Genomic DNA, 16,236 nt, shown 5'->3' with positions numbered 1-16,236 from the left:
TTCAGGGAGCTATCCCCTTGTTACAGGCAGGTTGCATACGCGTTACTCACCCGTGCGCCGGTCGTCAGCGGGCCGAAGCCCCTGTTACCCCTCGACTTGCATGTGTTAGGCCTGTCGCTAGCGTTCATCCTGAGCCAGGATCAAACTCTTCGTTGTATAAAAGTTTTTTGAACCTAGCTGTTTTCTAATTAATAATCTTCAAACAACTAAATTCGGCCTTTCGACCTAATTTCCTGTGGCTACTCAAAGTTAATCTTCGGGATGTACTCTTAATTTTTCTTACCTTGATTTTTGGTATTGCATCAATATTTTCAAAGATCTTTTTCCTTTCCTAATCCTTCTGACCCTTCGGTCTGTCTAGGAAAGCGGCTGCAAAGATAACGCTTTTTATTCCTTTATTCCAAATCTTTTTTTCAAAATTTGAAATCTTTTTTTTCATTACCTTTTGTCTTACTTCAGAATCTATTTTTTGTACTTATACTGTCTTTATATAACAGTAAAAATACGACTCGTAAACCCTTTTGTAAAGCTACCCCTCGTTCGGAAAGCGGGTGCAAAACAACAGCTTTTTTTCTTTCTTTCCAAATATTCGCCCCTCCTTTTTTTAAAAAAAATGTGATGTCGCTGAATCACAGAATTTATGAGGAGAGATGATTCTACCAACTTTCCGGCAAAAAATACCGAATAATCATGTTTTGTCGTACCTTTGTGACCTCAAAAATTAAAAACAAATATAGTGTATGGCGTATAAATCAGGTTTTGTAAGCATAGTAGGGAATCCCAATGTTGGAAAATCGACACTCTCCAATCTGTTAGTCGGAGAACGACTTTCCATTATAACATCCAAGGCACAAACCACAAGACATAAAATACTAGGCATCGTAAATAAGGACGATTACCAGATTGTATTTTCGGATACTCCAGGCGTTCTACAGCCCAATTATAAACTTCAGGAATCGATGTTGAAGTTTAGCAAGTCCGCATTAGTCGATGCAGACCTCATATTATTTATAACAGACACCGTAGAGACACCTGGCAAAAATGAGGATTTCATAAAAGATGTAAGCAAATCAAATGTACCACTATTACTCGTTATAAATAAAGTAGACCTATCAACGCAGGAACAGCTGGAAAAATTGATAGAAACATGGAAAACACTTTTACCCGATGCCGAAATATATCCAATATCAGCCCAGCACAAATTTAATATTGAAAACTTATACAACCGAATTCTAGAATTAATCCCAGAATCGCCACCTTATTTTGAAAAAGATGCATTAACTGACAAACCGATGCGTTTTTTTGTGTCGGAAATTATCAGAGAAAAAATTCTATTATACTACCAAAAAGAAATCCCCTATTCGGTAGAAGTTGAAGTAGATGAATTTAAAGAAGGGCAACACCGCACTGACATAAATGCCATCATTCATGTAGTACGTGATTCACAAAAAGGCATAATAATTGGTCATCAAGGAAAAGCCTTAAAAAAACTGGGAACCGCAGCAAGAAAAGACCTTGAAACCTTTTTAGGTAAAAAAATATTTCTACGCCTGTTTGTAAAAGTATCCAAAGATTGGCGTGACAAAGACAACTTCTTGAAAAATTTTGGATACGACCAGAAATAATACAGTAATAATATCAGAAAAGAAAAACAGAAATGGGAAATATAGTGGCAATAGTAGGCAGGCCCAATGTAGGCAAATCGACCTTGTTTAACAGACTGACAGGAAAACGGCATGCCATCGTTGATGAAACAAGTGGTGTTACCCGCGACCGACTATACGGAAAAACAGAATGGAACGGTAAAGAGTTCTCTATCATCGACACAGGTGGATACGCGGTTAACTCAGATGATGTATTTGAAGCAGCAATCAAAGACCAAATTGAAATAGCCATTCAGGAAGCCGATTTTTTACTGTTTGTAGTAGATGTAACAACAGGCATAACTGATTATGACGAAGCGGTGGCCGAAATCATCCGTCGCTCAAATAAAAGAGCATATGTGGTAGTTAACAAAGTGGATACACACGATCGGGAACCTGAGTCATCCTATTTTTATGCGTTGGGTCTGGAGCAGGTATTTCCCATTTCATCGATTAACGGAGCCGGAACTGGCGATTTGTTGGATGCACTGGTTAAAGAGCTTCCCAATAAAATCAAAGATGAAGATGAAGAAACCAAAAATTTACCACGATTTGCTATTGTAGGACGACCAAATGCGGGAAAATCATCTATCGCCAACGCTTTAATTGGCGAAGAACGTAATATTGTAACGGCTATTTCGGGAACCACAAGAGACAGTATTCACACCCGCTATAACAAATTTGGGCACGATTTCTTACTGGTTGATACTGCCGGAATCAGGAAGAAAAGCAAAGTAAACGAAGATCTTGAATTTTATTCAGTTATGCGCGCCATTCGTGCCATTGAAGATTCCGACGTATGTATTCTAATGATAGATGCAACCCGTGGGATGGAAGGTCAGGATCAAAAAATATTCAGTCTGATTGAGAAAAACCGAAAAGGGGTTGTAATAGTGGTAAACAAATGGGATCTGATAGAAAAGGACAATAATACAGTTAAAACTTTTGAAGCCGACATACGATCAAAAACAGCACCATATACCGATTACCCGATTGTATTTACGTCAACCACCGCAAAACAACGAATATTTAAGGTCATTGAAGAAGCGGTCAGAGTCAATGAAAATCGCAAACGAAAAATAGCGACGTCACAATTAAATGAATTTTTGTTGCCTCTTATCGCCAGTAATCCACCACCGGCTAACAAAGGAAAATATATCAAAATAAAATTCATCACACAATTGCCGACCTTTCCGCCGTCATTTGCCTTTTTCTGCAACTTGCCGCAGTACGTAAAAGAGCCCTACAAACGCTTTTTGGAAAATAAAATAAGAGGGAGATGGGATTTCTCGGGCGTTCCATTCAATGTCTTCATGCGAAAAAAATAATGCGATACCCGCCAATTCCCATTTTTCATTAATTGGAGACCAATGATTAACTCAAGCAGATGACTTTACATCTAAAATGACTGTGGCTATAGACTTACTATAAACACAGTCATTTTTTTTTGCTTTACCCAATTTCAACCTGCAATCAAAAAAACGGTTGGAAAATATCATCTGCCATATTAATGACCATTTTACGGGCTGAAAAAATCTTGAATTTGAACTTTACAGCTCAATCTCCTGACTTCCTAACTTTATGGACAAGGACTATTTATATCTGCTATTTTCGTTGCGACAACTGCAATCCAGACAACGAAAAAACAAAAAAAATCAAGTTTTGGGGAATCTTAAATTCAGCTATAACAAGGTTAAAATTGGGGGGAATCTTAAAAAAGTATTAATATCGAAAATCATAAAATTATTGCTAAAAAAACACTATTTTTACACATTCTAAATAAAATGCCTATTATGAGAATTCATGCCAACATGAAACTATCGGATCTCGTGACAATGAACTTCGAGATAATAGCAGTGATCCAACGATTACAAATACCGTACGGGTTTAAGGATAAAACCATTGCAACTGTTTGCAAAGAAAATAACATAGAGGTAGACTCTTTTCTTCATTTAGCCCAATGGTTTAATGATAGAGATTACTTTCCCCAGGAACAGTTAATACAACAATCACCAACATGGTTAATAACCTATTTGAGAAATACGCATAAATGTTATCTCAATTACCAGATTCCAAGGATAGAAAAAGAGATTGAACAATTAGAGAACTATTCCGATCTGCCCGACAGATCGGCACAGCTCATGATTCAATTTTTCAGAGAATACATCCAAGAATTTGCGGCGCACATTGAAGAAGAAGAAGTTAAGACATTTCCTTATACAATAGACCTGACGGCAACGCTGGAAGGCAAAATGCCAATTGAAACTTTCCGAAAAAAATACAAGGGTTATTCCATTGATTGGTATATGGAAAATCACAGTGATTTAGATGAGAAAGTTTATGACCTGCAGAGTCTCTTATTAAAACATATTCCACCACTATCGAGTAATTGTCAGTTTTCAAATTTATTGCTGGAACTCTATCGGTTAGGAAAAGACTTAAGAGATCACACCCTGTTGGAAGATAATGTTTTGATTCCCATTGTTCAGCAAAAGGAAAAAGAGTTATACATAAAATTCCAGGCGCTGTAACCAGAGTCTGTCTGTAAAGGCCAACTTCGGCGTTACGCTTGCTCTCAAAATGATCATTTACACCAGTAAACTCACATTTCACGAGCTGCGCAAGCCTTGATTTTGAACTTTCTAGTCAAACTCCCGACTTTACGGACAGGCACTAACTAGTCAGCAAAAGTTTTAGGGCTAGCACTAACTAACAAAAAGCAAAAATGTTAAAAGTACTGATAGCAGAACCATCCTATCTCATTCGAAAAGGTTTAACGGACATCCTTGGACAATTCCCGGAGGTGACAGGAATAGAAGTACTTGGTACTCATCTGGGATTATCAGAAATGCTGGAACATCATTCGCCGGATCTTCTCATCATCAACACTTCAATAGCGGCTATACACGATGAAAAAGAGTTAAAAAAAAGCATCCCGGCCTCAACACAAGTAATTCATCTTATTAACACACCTTTGCCTTCGGGCTCACCCCAAAATCAAATATCAGCTCTTGATTCGAAGCTAACTATTATAGAAAAACTAACCGCCTGCATAAAACCGGCAGAAGGAGAGTTGGAATATGAAAACTCAGAAGAACTAACGCCCCGTGAGAAACTGATACTTGAAAACGTAGCACTAGGCCTGACCAACAAAGAAATTGCCTCAAAACTATTTATCAGCACACACACAGTCATCTCACACCGGAAAAACATTACACGTAAACTACAAATAAAAAGTGTGTCGGGATTAACCGTATATGCGATATTAAATGGATTAATAAAAATGGAAGATCTCTCGTAAAAGCAAAGGTGAATCTTTCTATCTTTAACGCCAAATACTCAATAACGCAAATGCAAAACACAGAACCTGTTAAACCTGTATTTACGATGCCTTTAACTGAACGCATCATTGCAGCTATCATCGATATAATTATTGTGGCAATTTTATGTCTGTTTCCCAGAATCGGATGGCTGCTAGGGATAATATACCATCTTACCCGCGACTCGCTGCCATTTTTAAAAGGGCAAAGCTTTGGAAAACGATTGCTCCATCTAAAGGTCATCACACTTCCAAAACAAGAGTCGTTGGTGAACTATCCTGAAAAATCGATAATACGAGGTTTAGTCATGTTAATTCCCGGATTGAACATCATCGACTTTTGGTTTCTGTATCACAAAGGGCAACGATTGGCTGATATCTGGGCACAAACAACAGTTATTTACTCGTCAGAAGCCGATGAATAATTAACCACAGGTAACTCGACGATAAAAACAGCCCCCCCATCGCTATTGGGCTCATACTTTATATCGCCTCCGGCATTTTCGACAATACGTCGAACAATAGCGAGACCAAGCCCCATTCCGCCGCTTTTTGTGGTAAAGCTGGGGACAAAAAGTTTATCTCTTATTTCTTCCGTAACGCCTCTTCCATTATCCCGGACAATCACACAAACATTATCAGAAACCAACTGCACTTCAACATCTACCTTAATTGCAATTCCAGGTCGGGCAGCCTGGATGGCATTTTTAATCAAATTATTAAATACCCGCAAGAGTTGCTCTCCATCTGCTTTAACCATTACTTTTGAAGGAGTATGACACGTAAAAGATAACTCAACACCATCGGTTCCGGCGTACAGATCAATCGTGTTCTTAATCTTTTCTACCACATTAACCTTCTCAGCTTTAGCAGACGGCATCTGAGCAAACTGACTAAACTCGGAAGCGATGGTCGACAATGAATTAATCTGTTCAATCAACGAATTTGTGACCCTTTTAAGATAATCGCCAAAATCAGTTGTTTGATCGTTCCAGGCGCGCTGAAGATATTGAATATTAAGTTTCATCGGCGTCAAAGGGTTCTTAATTTCATGTGCTATCTGTTTAGCCATTTCACGCCACGCCAATTCACGTTCCCCTTTAGCCAATTTCTCAGCACTCACCGCTAACTCATCCACCATTCGGTTATATTCTATCACCAGCTCACCAATTTCATCTTCCTTACGATAATCAATTTTCTCATTAAGATGACCCAATTTCACTTTGGAAATTTTATTTTGAAGCATTAGCAACGGACGTGTAATTTGTCGGGCCAAAAAAACAGCAAAACCAATCACCAGGAACGAAAACACAAGATAAAAATTAATGATGGTAACAATGACAGACGAGATTTCATCTTCTAATTCGTTATTACCCACAAAATAAGGTAAATTCACAAATCCCGCCAATCTATTTTCACTATTTAAAAAAGGCACATAAAAAGACAAATAATCCATTCCGCCAATGCGTTCTTTATCGAGATAATGCTCGGCTTCGGTATAGGCCAACTGATAATATGCCGACGGGTTCATCTGGATACCAGAGAGTCCGTGACGATAAATCTCGGGCCGTGACGTCCCCACCAGCTTCCCATCAACACCAAAGAGGTTAATATCGCAATTAAAAACATTGGATAACATCTGAAGCTGATAGTTAAAATACTCCTCGGGAAGATATGTTTCCGGACCGTCAAAGCCCACCTTGTACTCTAACTCCAGCAGAACCGATTGAATTTTATTTTCAAGCAACTCAAGATGCTTTCGTTCAAACTGGTGCACCGTATAAAACACCGTACCGGCAGCCACTACCACTAACATCAGAAGCATTAAAAAGACAAAAGCCAGTTGAATTCTTTTCTGAATAGAAATCTTCAAACTAAACCCTTTACGTCGCCACTGCCCAAAAAAGAGTCCCGTTCCCCCTAATACAAAAAAGAAAATAAAGAAAATAGAAAAAGCCATAAAAACATCGCCAACAGAATAATCCTTACGGCTTAATACCACTGCAAAATTATCGGTTGGCTTATACACTAAATGGGAGTAACCGTGCTCCTGAACAAATACCTTCCCGTGTAAAGCTTTACTATACAAGTTCAGATCACTTTTATAACTATAAGCACCCGATCGCTTCACCAATTTACCATTCACATATTTTGCATACGAATAGTCTTCAAACAATTTCATTCGGGCCTGTTCCCTGCTATTCACCAATAATTCAGGGTACCCGGTTCCTTCAAAAAAAGGTTTGGAATGCAACTCAATAAAAAGAGATGTCTCCTTTTGCGGATCATCGGGGAAAAAGCGAAAAATGCCAAAAAATGACACACTTCCATTGTTATTATTCAAATAATGAAAATGCTTGCTACCAGCAATCTTATAGCCCAATGATTCAACCATCTGGTAAAAATAAGAATAACAGTTTTTCACCTCATCGGTCTCCTGTAAATAAACGTCGCCTTTGGGCCAACAAGGAATCACTTGCAAATCGTAACGCCCCCAATACCCATAAAAATAATATTTAACGAGGTGATTTCGAATCGCATCGGTATCCAAATCAGGTTGAGCCAGCATCCGAATAAGCGTCACATCATTTGCCAGCTGTTTCTCTATCTCTGCCAGATACACTTCAGCCACTGGATCCTCATCGCGTTGCAACTGAAAAGCCAGATTTTCGATCAGCAATTCCCGATTGGATTCCTCTTTTCGGATGGATTGGTCAAGTAGAGTAGCACCTGTATAGATAGCAAACAAGCCAGCAATCCATAAATAAGATGTTGATAGATGCGAATAATTGGAGCGACGACGGGCGTAAACCAAAATAGCACCCAACACCACAAATAAAACGAAAATCCAATCGCTTTCGCCCACGCCCGGGCCTTTAAACATCACCCCAAACAATGCCGCCATCAGGACAATAATAAGCAATAATTGTTTGCGTGAAAAAAGAGGTAGAAACAGAACAACAACCCGCTCATAAATCAATTCAAATGACAGCAGTAACCCACCAAAAATAGACATTCGAACAAGTGCAACCCAATTAATATCAACAACTTTCGTAACAACAACCGTTCCTGATGAATGCGTTACCAATAAATAAAACAGCTTATTGATATATATAAGTATCAACAACAATATTGCCAGAAAAAAAACCAAGGCAGACACTCGCCTAAAACGGTTAAAATGAATACTATAAAAATTATCCGGAAACTTATAAAACCTAAAAAACCAAAAAGAAATGGTGACTAATAGCAGAACGTACAAAACCAGATGCCCCAACGATGGCAAAAAAGAAGAAGCCGCAAAATTCGCCGGAGAAAAAAAATCGGGATATACATTAACCAGAAGCGATCTCTTCCACATAAAATAATAAAACAGCCAGGTAAAGAGACCAGCAGCAAGCAACCAAAAAAGATTGATCCACCGACTGCCTTTTAAGCTAAGCAAACCCACAAACAAACAAACCCACAAACAAATCAAAGCCAATAACCACATCACCGTAGAGAGGCTCAAGACATTTGAATTCTGAGAAATGGTATTATTCGGCGTTAATCCAAAAAGAAAATTTCCGTTTTCATCGAACACAGGGACGTCATCAGGACGTTGCTGCCTGTCGATGCTAACTGAAGCATCTAATCCATATTTTTGGGGAAACCCATCCTGCAGAAACGCATTTTGGTAATGATATTCACTTTTAAGCAAACTAAAAGCCACCATCAGTACATCGTTCGACTGAATTGAAACAGTGAGATACCAACCATTATCCAAACGCACCAACGAATGACGAAAATACTGCGGGTTTATTCCTTCTACGGGTAATAACTGATTATTCCAGGCCACCAGCTCAAACCCCTGAAATATAAGAATATCATAATCACCCGACTTAAAAGAGTCCAATCCAGCCCATAATTTTTCATGTGAGGTGTATGCCGACAAATCAAAACTCTCTAACAGAGTTTTCATTTCATCCCGGTCCTTTTGAATCCTACTCTCTAATTTCTGTGCTGAAAAAGTGCGTTGCGGATTTTGATCCCCAAAATGATAAAGCACCGTCCCTGCTAATAAAAAAAGAAGAAAGAGACTTAAAAAAAGAAAAGCTATTTTTTTATACTGCGACATATAATTCAGGATTTAATCGCAAAATAACAAGAAACGTGCAGAAATGATTAAAACGCTATGCAAAAACTTCTCCCCCAAAAAAATCACGACTCCAGACAATATCGTACCTGCCCGAAAACCCGTGCTGCAAATAAGAAATCTACATTGTTGTCATTTCCATTTCTAAATAATCTGATTTAATAAATCGGGAAAAAATTTCATGTCTCAATTTAATTGGTATTTACACCTTTCTTCGAGCTGTTTCTTTTCAAAGTCTAAAAAAAGGGGAAGGCGTCGGCCGTCAATAACCCGTTTAAAACCAAGAATAATAAAAAAAATGTCTTTATTGCTGACAACAACCAATTTAGTCGTGATGATAAGGCTCATTATTTATAATAGTCATGGCCCGGTAAAGTTGCTCTGCGAAAATAAGCCGAACCATTTGATGAGAAAACGTCATTCTTGATAGGCTCATTTTTGCACCCGCGCGCTGATATACAGCATCCGAAAATCCATAGGCACCACCAATAACAAAAAACAGATTTTTTACCCCCGACAACATTTGTCTTTCCATAAAAGAAGCCAACTCGCGCGAAGCAAAATGTTTTCCCTTTTCATCCAAAAGGACAACCATATCACCGGGCGTAAATAACTTCAACAAAGCTTCGCCTTCTTTCTCCTTCAAAACTTGTAACGGCAGGCTCTTGCCATTTTTAACATCCGGAACCACTGTAAATTGGAATGGTATATATCGTAAAATCCGGTTTACATACACCGAAATGCCGGTTTTGAGCCATGCGTCATCCGTACGACCAATCATTATAAGATGCGTTTTCATTTTTCAGTCATTATTTTGTACCACAAAAAAAGTCAGCTTCGGCGTTATGCTTAACCTAAAAATGGCTATAGATGCCGGTGATCTCAACTATTTTCAATTCTAAACCCTTAAATTTGCACTTTGTATATAAAGCGCCCTTCTCTATGGACAGAAACGATTAAACCTTCTTTGTTATTATTCCAAACGGCCGCAAGAGTGCTATTTTAACGTTCAAAGATGTAGTTAAAAATCAAAAAAGCCAACGTACAACCAAATTAGTGGTTTGGTTTTTGTAATTTTATCTTTCAATAAACAGTAAGAAAGCAGTTTCTTACCAAAACTTATTAAATGATGAAACATCTAAAAATCTCTGTAATAATAGGGATTTTCTGTGTGACGGCAGCCTGTACATTACAGGCACAGTCAACAGGAACCTTACCTAACGAAATTTTACAAGCCACACGCGACGGCGATGCCTTTAAGTTAGCCGAATTTTTCAATTCAAAAATTGAATTGGTCTTACCGTCCAATTCAGGTGTATACAGCAAGGAACAAGCCCAATTCATGATGAAAAAATTCTTTAGCAGCTATCCCCCTGTCTCGTTTCAGATAATCCATCAGGGAATCCGGGAAAATGCTACCTTTGCCATTGGGAAATACACCCATTCGAAAGGCCAATTTCGAATTTTATTTTTGGCAAAAACCGAAAACAGCAAAACATTAATTCACCAATTAAGAATAGAATTACAGGATGAATAAACACTTACTCAAAGAATTTATAGAAAACGCTTTACGGGAAGATATAGGCGACGGCGACCACTCATCATTATCGTGTATTCCTGCCAGTGCCACAGGCAAAGTTCAATTACTGGTTAAAGAATCAGGAATATTGGCAGGCGTTGAAGTTGCGCAAACAATTTTTAAACAGGTAGAACCCGACATCAAAATAGAACAATTTCTGGCAGATGGTACCAAAATTAAACCTGGCGACATTGCTTTCACCGTTGAGGGAAGTGTGCACACACTTTTAAAAACCGAACGTTTGGTGTTAAATGTGATGCAAAGAATGAGCGGTATTGCCACACAAACCAATGAATACGTGAAACAATTAGAAGGTTTAAATACCAAAGTTCTTGACACCCGTAAAACTACGCCAGGCATGCGGATGCTTGAGAAGGCTGCTGTAAAAATTGGTGGCGGTGAAAATCATCGAATGGGGCTGTTCGATATGATAATGCTGAAAGACAACCATATTGACTTTGCCGGGGGAATAGAAAAAGCCATCCTTTCTGTTAAAAAATACCTTGCTAATAAAGGGAAAGATCTAAAAATAGAGATTGAAGTTCGTAACATGGATGAACTGAATGAAGTACTGCGCGTAGGCGGAATTCAACGGATCATGCTCGATAACTTCGACATTCCCACCAGCAGAAAAGCAGTAGAACTAATCAACGGTCAATACGAAATTGAATCGTCCGGAGGCATTACCATCGACACTTTGCGCGACTATGCCGAAACCGGTGTTGACTTCATTTCAGTAGGCGCCTTAACACATCAAATAAAAAGTCTTGACTTAAGCCTTAAAGCTCTATAGAAACAACATACAATAAAAAGATATTTCTATTACGGAAGAAAAAAAGCGGGGAGCCAATAACAAAGCTCTCCGCTTTAATATTTTGATCGTCATACGACTGCAATATTACATTTGTCGTCTGTTTTTTCCAGCAATAAAAGTGATATAGCAAATAAAAGTTACCACAACAACACACTTACTTACCATCATTAACAAGTCCAAATTTTAATTTCAATCATCAATCCACTTCCAGAAACTCCTTTATAGCCCCCAAAAAATAATTCGTCCATCCCTCCGAAATATCATCAAAAGCGTCATCCGGGATATTGGTATGCAATAAATCGACTTGCGTAGAAGTTCCTTGAGGAAATATTTTAATTGTAACAACGGAAGGCTCGTCCTGATCGCCAAAATACCATTCCTGCACAATTTTCGATTCAGGAATCAGCTCCAAAACCCGACCTTCAATATCGCCATCCCACATTGAAAATTCGCCACCTGCTTCGGCGGGCATCACGGCCGCATAACCCGACCAAAGTTCAATCGCAAAAGGATTGGTAAAGGCAGCAAACACGTCAACCGGCTCGGCTTTTATTTTTATCCGTGTTTTAAAATTTCTTAGTCCCATGAAGCATTCTTAAATTTACAGTTGAAATCAAAAATCAAGGTATAAAGTTAACAACTTTTTCTTCAGGGATAATTTTCCACTCATATCTTCCTTATTAGTCCACAATTGTTTGTAATTTTGCACTGCCTTAAAAACCATTTCATTTATCAAAAAAAAAATTGTTTACTACATTCAAAAAAATCAAATCACTAAACCCTACCTATCTTAACCTAAGTATTTTACTACATTTTAAATTATTATTAAGGGAAATTTCATTCAAACGTGAATGAAAAATTAAAACATTAAATTCATTATGGTTAAAAGTTTAGAAAGGGAGAGTATTCAAAAATTGACGCGCATTGGTGTTTTTTACGACGGCAACTATTTTTATCATGTAAGTAACTATTACAATTATGTGCATGAGCGTCAAAGTAGAATAAGCATTGCAGGGTTGCACAATTTTATCAGGCAGAAGGCTGCTGAATTTGATGGTTCAGAAAACGCATTCAATCATTGTCAGATTGTTGATGCGCACTATTTTAGAGGTCGGTTAAATGCCATGGAGGCCAGTCAAAAAGGCAATCAGCTTTATTACGAAAGAGTCTTTGACGATATTTTGATGTCGGAAGGTGTTACCACCCATTATTTTCCGGTAAAATCAATTAACGGCCAACGTCAGGATAGCAATGTAGATGTGTGGATGGCTTTGGAAGCATTTGAGATGTCGCTGTACAAGAAATTTGACATCCTGGTTTTAATTGCTTCCGATGGCAACTACGTACCGCTGGTTCGCAAACTAAACACGTTAGGAACGCGGGTAATGTTGCTATCATGGGAATTTGAATTCAAAGATGATTACGGCAATCAAAGGGTGACCAAAACATCGCAGGATTTACAGGACGTCGTTACGTACCCTATTTCGATGGATCAATTTATCAATCGAAAAGAAAGCCGTGATAAATATTTAATTGACTCATTATTTGTCCCCAAAGAGACACATACATCAGTTCACAAAGACGCCGTTCCAGTTGATTTTGGAAATGAAGACGTGCACGAAAGCACCATTTTATCGCTAAAATCGGGATATGGATTTATAAAATTTCCACCCACAAATCTGTTTTTCCATTTTCAAAGTGTCAACGGAAGTGATTTTTCAGATTTGCAAACCGGCGACACCGTTCGTTTTAAAATTGCCCGCAACGAAAAAGGTGATGACGTTGCAATTGATGTAGAACTGGTTGAATAAAAATTAAAAGAGGACATCCTAATTGGATGCCCTCTTTATAATTAGTGCATGCAAGGAAATACCAACTTCTGCGTTACTCTGATCCTCAAAATGATGATTTACACCAGTAAACTTAGATTTTCAGAACTTCGCAAACCTTAACTTAAACAATTCTTATCAAGCATCTTTATTTCCCTACAGAGGCGAATTTTTTTAAATAAAAAAAACAGCCTATTCCTCTTTTGAATCATCATCATAGGCAGACAATAATTTCTCCTGAATTTCAGGCGGAATTTTATCATACTTAGCAAACTTCATGCTGTAAAAAGCGCGTCCTCCTGTTATTGAACTCAATGAGGTTGAATATTTATTCATTTCTTTAAGCGGCACTTTTGCTTTAATCACTTCAAAGCCTTTTTCGCTGTTCATGCCTTCAATAATGGCGCGTCGCCCCTGCAGGTCACTCATAACATCGCCCATCCGATCAGAAGGCACACGCACTTCAACGTCATAAACCGGTTCAAGAATTTTTGGAGCGGCGTCTTTAAAAGCTGATCTAAAAGCATTACGTCCCGCCAATTTAAATGATATTTCGTTTGAATCTACCGGGTGCATCTTCCCGTCATATACACAAACACGAATATCACGGGCATAAGAGCCTGTTAAAGGGCCTTCTTCCATCTTCTCCATAATACCTTTCAATATAGCTGGCATAAAACGGCTATCGATGGATCCGCCAACAATACAATTATGAAAAACCAATTTCCCGCCCCACGGCAAATCAATTTCCTCTGTACCACGCACACTCACCTTAAATTCCTGCCCATCAAATTTATACATTGTAGGAGCAGGCATCCCTTCAACATAAGGCTCAATGATCATATGCACCTCTCCAAACTGACCGGCGCCCCCCGACTGCTTTTTATGTCGATAATCGGCCCGCGCCTGCCGTGTAATCGTTTCGCGATAAGGTATTTTAGGCTCTATAAAATCGATAGCCAGCTTATCATTATTTTCCAGACGCCACTTCATGGTGTTAAGATGAAATTCGCCTTGCCCATGAACAATGATCTGCTTCAACTCTTTAGAATACTCTACAATAATAGTTGGATCTTCCTCGTGCATGCGCGTCAGTATCTCACCCAATTTCTCTTCCTCACCCTCACTAAGAGGCTTAACAGCCACTCTGTATTTAGGATTTGGATAAGCAATCGGGTCAAAAACATAATCGCAGCCTTTAATATTTAAAGTATGATTAGTTTTCGTTTCTTTCAACTTAACAGTTGCGCCAATATCGCCAGCCAACAAAGTAGCAACTTTATGACGGTTACTGCCGGCCACGCAATATAACTGAGAAAGCCGTTCCTTTGCTTCACGATTCATATTAACAAGATCCATGCCTTCGGCTACTTTGCCAGACATCACCTTGAAATAGCTCACTTCGCCGAGATGTGGTTCAATACTGGTTTTAAAAATAAAAATTGAAGCAGGGCCATTAACATCGCAAGACACTTCTTCTCCTTTAGATGTTTTAGGCTTAGGCATTTGTGACACCAATGGAACCACGTTGCCCAAAAACTCCATCAAGCGGCGAATTCCCATATCCTTCTGGGCCGACACGCAAAAGATAGGGAACATGTCCCGAGCCACAAGCCCTTTACGAATCCCCCTACGCATCTCTTCCTCATCCAACGATCCTTTCTCAAAAAAAAGTTCCATCAACCCCTCGTCATTCTCTGCAGCTGCTTCAATCAATGCATTATGCAACTCATCAGCCTTGGACTTCTCACTGTCGGGAATATCGGTAATTGTAGGTTCTCCACCATCGGGTCCCCATTTATAATATTTCATTTTCAATACGTCAACCAACGCGTCAAAACCAGGCCCAACATTCACAGGGTATTGGACAATCACGGCTTTATTTCCAAAAGCCTCAGAAATACTTTCAACAGTCATCTCAAAATTGGCCTTCTCATGATCTAACTGATTGACCACAAGGATAACGGGTTTATTATAATTATCGGTGTAACGGAAAATATTTTCAGTACCCACTTCCACGCCTTGCGTTGCATTAACAACCATCAAAGCAGTATCGGTCACATTTAGCGAAGTAATCGCGCCATTGATAAAATCATCGGATCCCGGACAGTCAATAATATTAAGTTTTTTACCCAGATACTCAGTAAATAATACCGACGAAAAAACCGAGTAGCCATATTCCTGTTCCACCCGGTTATAATCAGACACCGTATTTTTGCTGTTAACATCGCCTCTCCGGCTAATAACCCCGCCCTCAAAGAGCATTGCTTCGGCCAGGGTGGTTTTACCCGAACCGCTACTCCCCAACAAAGAGAGGTTTTTTATCTGATCAGACAAATATTCCTTCATGATACATTTGTTTAAAAAGGTTAATAATTTGTAGATACAAAAGGATTATAAAAAAGGGTATACCCCAAAATTAATAATATTTGAATAAGATACAAGCAAAGCTCTGACAAACTTATTATAGAATATTTTGGTTTTTTAATACACCCATTAACAAAACTTACCTTGAAATTGTGAATGCTTATTCATAATTTGTACAAATTATCCATATTAAAGCGACGACTATGAAATTGACCGAAAATGCCGTTCAGCTCAAAATAATTATCAATGAGGAATCCATCATATATCAACGTCCACTATACGAAGCAATCGTATTTGCAGCCAAAAAATACCGAATATCGGGTGTTACGGTAACCAAAGGCATTATGAGTTATGGTTCTAATAACCTCAGAGAAAGTGTAAAAGTATTTTCACTCAGCACAGGGCATCCAATTATTCTTGAAATGGTGGACATCAAAGAACGGCTTCACGATTTTGCTGAAATTGCCAGCCGCCTGATAGACAAGGCTGAAACGACAGGCTTTATGACCTTTAGTGAGATAGAAGTATATAGATACAACCGATAAACAGAAAC

Annotated in this window: 13 protein-coding genes and 1 rRNA gene; 9 read left to right on the top strand and 5 right to left on the bottom strand. The window is 38.6% G+C overall.

Annotated elements, in window-relative coordinates:
* Positions 1 to 156 (bottom strand): 16S ribosomal RNA (locus ACT3CD_RS02915); the annotation flags it as partial.
* 584 nt (positions 157 to 740) lie between these two features.
* On the opposite strand from ACT3CD_RS02915, the gene era reads away from it, so the two are divergent.
* The 5 genes from era to ACT3CD_RS02890 all read left to right on the top strand — a co-directional run bounded on the left by era (position 741) and on the right by ACT3CD_RS02890 (position 5,387).
* Positions 741 to 1,625, top strand: a complete 885-nt coding sequence (gene era, locus ACT3CD_RS02910; protein ID WP_444642770.1) for a GTPase Era — start codon at positions 741 to 743, stop codon at positions 1,623 to 1,625.
* A 32-nt stretch (positions 1,626 to 1,657) separates the two neighbouring features.
* The gene (gene der / locus ACT3CD_RS02905) at positions 1,658 to 2,971 is read left to right on the top strand and encodes a ribosome biogenesis GTPase Der (protein ID WP_444642769.1); all 1,314 of its coding nucleotides are present in this window, start codon (positions 1,658 to 1,660) and stop codon (positions 2,969 to 2,971) included.
* 465 nt (positions 2,972 to 3,436) lie between these two features.
* On the top strand, positions 3,437 to 4,174 hold the full coding sequence (locus ACT3CD_RS02900) for a hemerythrin domain-containing protein (RefSeq protein ID WP_444642767.1): 738 nt from the start codon (positions 3,437 to 3,439) through the stop codon (positions 4,172 to 4,174).
* Positions 4,175 to 4,368: 194 nt separating this feature from the next.
* The gene (locus tag ACT3CD_RS02895) at positions 4,369 to 4,944 is read left to right on the top strand and encodes a response regulator transcription factor (RefSeq protein ID WP_444642765.1); all 576 of its coding nucleotides are present in this window, start codon (positions 4,369 to 4,371) and stop codon (positions 4,942 to 4,944) included.
* 50 nt (positions 4,945 to 4,994) lie between these two features.
* Positions 4,995 to 5,387, top strand: a complete 393-nt coding sequence (locus ACT3CD_RS02890; RefSeq protein ID WP_444642763.1) for a hypothetical protein — start codon at positions 4,995 to 4,997, stop codon at positions 5,385 to 5,387.
* On the opposite strand, the gene ACT3CD_RS02885 is transcribed toward ACT3CD_RS02890, so the two are convergent.
* Complete coding sequence (locus ACT3CD_RS02885; protein ID WP_444642761.1) at positions 5,363 to 9,076, bottom strand: ATP-binding protein; 3,714 nt, start codon at positions 9,074 to 9,076, stop codon at positions 5,363 to 5,365. The two genes, ACT3CD_RS02890 and ACT3CD_RS02885, sit on opposite strands and share 25 nt — an antisense overlap.
* Positions 9,077 to 9,419: 343 nt before the next feature.
* Complete coding sequence (rlmH, locus tag ACT3CD_RS02880; protein ID WP_444642759.1) at positions 9,420 to 9,893, bottom strand: 23S rRNA (pseudouridine(1915)-N(3))-methyltransferase RlmH; 474 nt, start codon at positions 9,891 to 9,893, stop codon at positions 9,420 to 9,422.
* Positions 9,894 to 10,220: 327 nt separating this feature from the next.
* Between rlmH and ACT3CD_RS02875 the strand changes: the two genes are divergently transcribed.
* On the top strand, positions 10,221 to 10,631 hold the full coding sequence (locus ACT3CD_RS02875) for a DUF4783 domain-containing protein (protein WP_444642757.1): 411 nt from the start codon (positions 10,221 to 10,223) through the stop codon (positions 10,629 to 10,631).
* Complete coding sequence (gene nadC / locus ACT3CD_RS02870; RefSeq protein WP_444642755.1) at positions 10,624 to 11,466, top strand: carboxylating nicotinate-nucleotide diphosphorylase; 843 nt, start codon at positions 10,624 to 10,626, stop codon at positions 11,464 to 11,466. The genes ACT3CD_RS02875 and nadC overlap by 8 nt, the downstream gene beginning before the upstream one ends.
* Before the next feature lie 217 nt (positions 11,467 to 11,683).
* On the opposite strand, the gene ACT3CD_RS02865 is transcribed toward nadC, so the two are convergent.
* Positions 11,684 to 12,073 (bottom strand): SRPBCC domain-containing protein, encoded by a 390-nt coding sequence (locus ACT3CD_RS02865; RefSeq protein WP_444642753.1) that lies wholly within the window; start codon positions 12,071 to 12,073, stop codon positions 11,684 to 11,686.
* Between the two features lie 292 nt (positions 12,074 to 12,365).
* On the opposite strand from ACT3CD_RS02865, the gene ACT3CD_RS02860 reads away from it, so the two are divergent.
* Positions 12,366 to 13,298, top strand: a complete 933-nt coding sequence (locus ACT3CD_RS02860) for an NYN domain-containing protein (RefSeq protein WP_444642751.1) — start codon at positions 12,366 to 12,368, stop codon at positions 13,296 to 13,298.
* Between the two features lie 210 nt (positions 13,299 to 13,508).
* Here ACT3CD_RS02860 and ACT3CD_RS02855 read toward each other — a convergent pair whose 3' ends face one another.
* The gene (locus tag ACT3CD_RS02855; protein ID WP_444642749.1) at positions 13,509 to 15,665 is read right to left on the bottom strand and encodes an elongation factor G; all 2,157 of its coding nucleotides are present in this window, start codon (positions 15,663 to 15,665) and stop codon (positions 13,509 to 13,511) included.
* Between the two features lie 221 nt (positions 15,666 to 15,886).
* Here ACT3CD_RS02855 and ACT3CD_RS02850 point away from each other — a divergent pair, with 221 nt between their 5' ends.
* On the top strand, positions 15,887 to 16,228 hold the full coding sequence (locus ACT3CD_RS02850; RefSeq protein ID WP_444642747.1) for a DUF190 domain-containing protein: 342 nt from the start codon (positions 15,887 to 15,889) through the stop codon (positions 16,226 to 16,228).
* Positions 16,229 to 16,236 lie beyond the last annotated feature (8 nt).

It is taken from the genome of Geofilum sp. OHC36d9 (assembly GCF_052400685.1).
GTDB lineage: Bacteria > Bacteroidota > Bacteroidia > Bacteroidales > Marinilabiliaceae > CAZHHH01.
The sequence above is the reverse complement of the archived record's forward strand: the minus strand, read 5'-3'. Positions and strand labels throughout refer to the sequence as shown.

Excerpts from the sequence above, each read along its gene's own strand:
- era (WP_444642770.1), top strand. The coding sequence starts at position 741 with ATGGCGTATAAATCAGGTTTTGTAAGCATAGTAGGGAATCCCAATGTT.
- ACT3CD_RS02855 (WP_444642749.1), bottom strand. The coding sequence starts at position 15,665 with ATGAAGGAATATTTGTCTGATCAGATAAAAAACCTCTCTTTGTTGGGG.
- nadC (WP_444642755.1), top strand. The coding sequence starts at position 10,624 with ATGAATAAACACTTACTCAAAGAATTTATAGAAAACGCTTTACGGGAA.
- ACT3CD_RS02875 (WP_444642757.1), top strand. The coding sequence starts at position 10,221 with ATGATGAAACATCTAAAAATCTCTGTAATAATAGGGATTTTCTGTGTG.
- der (WP_444642769.1), top strand. The coding sequence starts at position 1,658 with ATGGGAAATATAGTGGCAATAGTAGGCAGGCCCAATGTAGGCAAATCG.
- rlmH (WP_444642759.1), bottom strand. The coding sequence starts at position 9,893 with ATGAAAACGCATCTTATAATGATTGGTCGTACGGATGACGCATGGCTC.
- ACT3CD_RS02885 (WP_444642761.1), bottom strand. The coding sequence starts at position 9,076 with ATGTCGCAGTATAAAAAAATAGCTTTTCTTTTTTTAAGTCTCTTTCTT.
- ACT3CD_RS02865 (WP_444642753.1), bottom strand. The coding sequence starts at position 12,073 with ATGGGACTAAGAAATTTTAAAACACGGATAAAAATAAAAGCCGAGCCG.
- ACT3CD_RS02850 (WP_444642747.1), top strand. The coding sequence starts at position 15,887 with ATGAAATTGACCGAAAATGCCGTTCAGCTCAAAATAATTATCAATGAG.
- ACT3CD_RS02890 (WP_444642763.1), top strand. The coding sequence starts at position 4,995 with ATGCAAAACACAGAACCTGTTAAACCTGTATTTACGATGCCTTTAACT.
- ACT3CD_RS02900 (WP_444642767.1), top strand. The coding sequence starts at position 3,437 with ATGAGAATTCATGCCAACATGAAACTATCGGATCTCGTGACAATGAAC.
- ACT3CD_RS02860 (WP_444642751.1), top strand. The coding sequence starts at position 12,366 with ATGGTTAAAAGTTTAGAAAGGGAGAGTATTCAAAAATTGACGCGCATT.
- ACT3CD_RS02895 (WP_444642765.1), top strand. The coding sequence starts at position 4,369 with ATGTTAAAAGTACTGATAGCAGAACCATCCTATCTCATTCGAAAAGGT.